Origin of the sequence: Streptococcus oralis (assembly GCF_003943395.1) — a bacterium.
Classification (GTDB): domain Bacteria; phylum Bacillota; class Bacilli; order Lactobacillales; family Streptococcaceae; genus Streptococcus; species Streptococcus oralis_BF.
Window position 1 is genome coordinate 1 of record NZ_RJPJ01000019.1, and the last position, 5195, is coordinate 5195.

Sequence of the window (5195 nt, forward strand, 5' to 3'; positions counted from 1 at the left end):
AGGTCCGTTGGTCAAGGGGTTAAGACACCGCCTTTTCACGGCGGTAACACGGGTTCGAATCCCGTACGGACTATGTGTGTATCGCAGGGACGAAAAAAGTAAAAAAAGTTTCAAAAAAGTGTTGACATAGGTCAACGGCTGTGATATACTAATATAGTTGTCGCTTGAGAGAGAAAGAGTGACAAAGACCTTTGAAAACTGAACAAGACGAACCAATGTGCAGGGCACTATAACTAAGGTTATAGTACTGAACAATGAAAAAACAATAAATCTGTCAGTGACAGAAATGAGTGAGAACTCAAACTTTTAATGAGAGTTTGATCCTGGCTCAGGACGAACGCTGGCGGCGTGCCTAATACATGCAAGTAGAACGCTGAAGAGAGGAGCTTGCTCTTCTTGGATGAGTTGCGAACGGGTGAGTAACGCGTAGGTAACCTGCCTGGTAGCGGGGGATAACTATTGGAAACGATAGCTAATACCGCATAATAGCAGTTATTGCATGATAACTGTTTGAAAGGTGCAATTGCATCACTACCAGATGGACCTGCGTTGTATTAGCTAGTTGGTGGGGTAACGGCTCACCAAGGCGACGATACATAGCCGACCTGAGAGGGTGATCGGCCACACTGGGACTGAGACACGGCCCAGACTCCTACGGGAGGCAGCAGTAGGGAATCTTCGGCAATGGACGGAAGTCTGACCGAGCAACGCCGCGTGAGTGAAGAAGGTTTTCGGATCGTAAAGCTCTGTTGTAAGAGAAGAACGAGTGTGAGAGTGGAAAGTTCACACTGTGACGGTATCTTACCAGAAAGGGACGGCTAACTACGTGCCAGCAGCCGCGGTAATACGTAGGTCCCGAGCGTTGTCCGGATTTATTGGGCGTAAAGCGAGCGCAGGCGGTTAGATAAGTCTGAAGTTAAAGGCTGTGGCTTAACCACAGTACGCTTTGGAAACTGTTTAACTTGAGTGCAAGAGGGGAGAGTGGAATTCCATGTGTAGCGGTGAAATGCGTAGATATATGGAGGAACACCGGTGGCGAAAGCGGCTCTCTGGCTTGTAACTGACGCTGAGGCTCGAAAGCGTGGGGAGCAAACAGGATTAGATACCCTGGTAGTCCACGCCGTAAACGATGAGTGCTAGGTGTTAGACCCTTTCCGGGGTTTAGTGCCGCAGCTAACGCATTAAGCACTCCGCCTGGGGAGTACGACCGCAAGGTTGAAACTCAAAGGAATTGACGGGGGCCCGCACAAGCGGTGGAGCATGTGGTTTAATTCGAAGCAACGCGAAGAACCTTACCAGGTCTTGACATCCCTCTGACCGCTCTAGAGATAGAGCTTTCCTTCGGGACAGAGGTGACAGGTGGTGCATGGTTGTCGTCAGCTCGTGTCGTGAGATGTTGGGTTAAGTCCCGCAACGAGCGCAACCCCTATTGTTAGTTGCCATCATTTAGTTGGGCACTCTAGCGAGACTGCCGGTAATAAACCGGAGGAAGGTGGGGATGACGTCAAATCATCATGCCCCTTATGACCTGGGCTACACACGTGCTACAATGGCTGGTACAACGAGTCGCAAGCCGGTGACGGCAAGCTAATCTCTTAAAGCCAGTCTCAGTTCGGATTGTAGGCTGCAACTCGCCTACATGAAGTCGGAATCGCTAGTAATCGCGGATCAGCACGCCGCGGTGAATACGTTCCCGGGCCTTGTACACACCGCCCGTCACACCACGAGAGTTTGTAACACCCGAAGTCGGTGAGGTAACCTTTTAGGAGCCAGCCGCCTAAGGTGGGATAGATGATTGGGGTGAAGTCGTAACAAGGTAGCCGTATCGGAAGGTGCGGCTGGATCACCTCCTTTCTAAGGATAAGGAACTGCACATTGGTCTTGTTTAGTCTTGAGAGGTCTTGTGGGGCCTTAGCTCAGCTGGGAGAGCGCCTGCTTTGCACGCAGGAGGTCAGCGGTTCGATCCCGCTAGGCTCCATTGGTGAGAGATCACCAAGTAATGCACATTGAAAATTGAATATCTATATCAAATAGTAACAAGAAAATAAACCGAAACGCTGTAGTATTAAAAGAGTTTATGACTGAAAGGTCAAAAATAAGGTTAAGTTAATAAGGGCGCACGGTGGATGCCTTGGCACTAGGAGCCGAAGAAGGACGTGACAAACGACGATATGCCTTGGGTAGCTGTAAGTAAGCGATGATCCAGGGATTTCCGAATGGGGGAACCCAACAGGTACTACCTGTTACCCATATCTGTTAAGGATATGAGGAGGAAGACGCAGTGAACTGAAACATCTAAGTAGCTGCAGGAAGAGAAAGCAAAAGCGATTGCCTTAGTAGCGGCGAGCGAAACGGCAGGAGGGCAAACCGAAGAGTTTACTCTTCGGGGTTGTAGGACTGCAATGTGGACTCAAAGATTATAGAAGAATGATTTGGGAAGATCAGCCAAAGAGAGTAAAAGCCTCGTATTTAAAATAGTCTTTGTACCTAGCAGTATCCTGAGTACGGCGGGACACGAGAAATCCCGTCGGAATCTGGGAGGACCATCTCCCAACCCTAAATACTCCCTAGTGACCGATAGTGAACCAGTACCGTGAGGGAAAGGTGAAAAGCACCCCGGGAGGGGAGTGAAATAGAACCTGAAACCGTGTGCCTACAACAAGTTCGAGCCCGTTAATGGGTGAGAGCGTGCCTTTTGTAGAATGAACCGGCGAGTTACGATATGATGCGAGGTTAAGTTGAAGAGACGGAGCCGCAGGGAAACNGAGTCTGAATAGGGCGCATTAGTATCATGTCGTAGACCCGAAACCATGTGACCTACCCATGAGCAGGTTGAAGGTGCGGTAAGACGCACTGGAGGACCGAACCAGGGCACGTTGAAAAGTGCTTGGATGACTTGTGGGTAGCGGAGAAATTCCAAACGAACTTGGAGATAGCTGGTTCTCTCCGAAATAGCTTTAGGGCTAGCGTCGACATTAGAGATTCTTGGAGGTAGAGCACTGTTTGGGTGAGGGGTCCATCCCGGATTACCAATCTCAGATAAACTCCGAATGCCAAAGAATTATGGTCGGCAGTCAGACTGCGAGTGCTAAGATCCGTAGTCGAAAGGGAAACAGCCCAGACCACCAGCTAAGGTCCCAAAATAATTGTTAAGTGGAAAAGGATGTGGGGTTGCACAGACAACTAGGATGTTAGCTTAGAAGCAGCTATTCATTCAAAGAGTGCGTAATAGCTCACTAGTCGAGTGACCCTGCGCCGAAAATGTACCGGGGCTAAAACAATTTACCGAAGCTGTGGATACCTTTATAGGTATGGTAGGAGAGCGTTCTATGTGTGAAGAAGGTATACCGTGAGGAGTGCTGGAACGCATAGAAGTGAGAATGCCGGTATGAGTAGCGAAAGACAGGTGAGAATCCTGTCCACCGTAAGACTAAGGTTTCCAGGGGAAGGCTCGTCCGCCCTGGGTTAGTCGGGACCTAAGGAGAGACCGAAAGGTGTATCCGATGGACAACAGGTTGATATTCCTGTACTAGAGTATGTAGTGATGGAGGGACGCAGTAGGCTAACTAAAGCAGACGAATGGAAGTGTCTGTCTAAGCAGTGAGGTGTGATATGAGTCAAATGCTTATATCTATAACATTGAGCTGTGATGGGGAGCGAAGTTTAGTAGCGAAGTTAGTGACGTCACACTGCCAAGAAAAGCTTCTAGCGTTAAACATACTCTACCCGTACCGCAAACCGACACAGGTAGTCGAGGCGAGTAGCCTCAGGTGAGCGAGAGAACTCTCGTTAAGGAACTCGGCAAAATGACCCCGTAACTTCGGGAGAAGGGGTGCTGACTTTACGTCAGCCGCAGTGAATAGGCCCAAGCAACTGTTTATCAAAAACACAGCTCTCTGCTAAATCGTAAGATGATGTATAGGGGGTGACGCCTGCCCGGTGCTGGAAGGTTAAGAGGAGTGCTTAGGAGTAATCCGAAGGTATGAATTGAAGCCCCAGTAAACGGCGGCCGTAACTATAACGGTCCTAAGGTAGCGAAATTCCTTGTCGGGTAAGTTCCGACCCGCACGAAAGGCGTAATGATTTGGGCACTGTCTCAACGAGAGACTCGGTGAAATTTTAGTACCTGTGAAGATGCAGGTTACCCGCGACAGGACGGAAAGACCCCATGGAGCTTTACTGCAGTTTGATATTGAGTGTCTGTACCACATGTACAGGATAGGTAGGAGTCTATGAGATCGGGACGCCAGTTTCGAAGGAGACGTTGTTGGGATACTACCCTTGTGTTATGGCCACTCTAACCCAGATAGGTTATCCCTATCGGAGACAGTGTCTGACGGGCAGTTTGACTGGGGCGGTCGCCTCCTAAAAGGTAACGGAGGCGCCCAAAGGTTCCCTCAGAATGGTTGGAAATCATTCGCAGAGTGTAAAGGTATAAGGGAGCTTGACTGCGAGAGCTACAACTCGAGCAGGGACGAAAGTCGGGCTTAGTGATCCGGTGGTTCCGTATGGAAGGGCCATCGCTCAACGGATAAAAGCTACCCTGGGGATAACAGGCTTATCTCCCCCAAGAGTTCACATCGACGGGGAGGTTTGGCACCTCGATGTCGGCTCGTCGCATCCTGGGGCTGTAGTCGGTCCCAAGGGTTGGGCTGTTCGCCCATTAAAGCGGCACGCGAGCTGGGTTCAGAACGTCGTGAGACAGTTCGGTCCCTATCCGTCGCGGGCGTAGGAAATTTGAGAGGATCTGCTCCTAGTACGAGAGGACCAGAGTGGACTTACCGCTGGTGTACCAGTTGTCTTGCCAAAGGCATCGCTGGGTAGCTATGTAGGGACGGGATAAACGCTGAAAGCATCTAAGTGTGAAACCCACCTCAAGATGAGATTTCCCATGATTTTATATCAGTAAGAGCCCTGAGAGATGATCAGGTAGATAGGTTAGAAGTGGAAGTGTGGCGACACATGTAGCGGACTAATACTAATAGCTCGAGGACTTATCCAAAGTAACTGAGGATACGAAAGCGAAAGGTTTTCTTGGTATTTGATAGATATTCAATTTTGAGTAGGTATTACTCAGAGTTAAGTGACGATAGCCTAGGAGATACACCTGTACCCATGCCGAACACAGTAGTTAAGCCCTAGAACGCCGGAAGTAGTTGGGGGTTGCCCCCTGTGAGATATGGAAGTCGCTTAGC

At 49.6% G+C, this 5195-nt stretch carries 2 tRNA genes and 3 rRNA genes; all 5 read left to right on the forward strand.

Annotated elements, in window-relative coordinates:
- Nucleotide 1: 1 nt before the first annotated feature.
- The 5 genes from D8802_RS09865 (at nt 2) to rrf (ending at nt 5195) form a co-directional block, all read left to right on the forward strand.
- Nucleotides 2-73 (forward strand) — tRNA-Glu (locus D8802_RS09865).
- Nucleotides 74-305: 232 nt separating this feature from the next.
- Nucleotides 306-1854, forward strand: a 16S ribosomal RNA gene (locus D8802_RS09870).
- Between the two features lie 51 nt (nt 1855-1905).
- Nucleotides 1906-1978: transfer RNA gene (locus D8802_RS09875), tRNA-Ala, on the forward strand.
- A 121-nt stretch (nt 1979-2099) separates the two neighbouring features.
- A 23S ribosomal RNA gene (locus tag D8802_RS09880) occupies nt 2100-5002 on the forward strand.
- Nucleotides 5003-5079: 77 nt separating this feature from the next.
- Nucleotides 5080-5195 (forward strand): 5S ribosomal RNA (rrf, locus tag D8802_RS09885).
- The 16S, 23S and 5S rRNA genes sit together here with 2 tRNA genes alongside, the layout of an rRNA operon.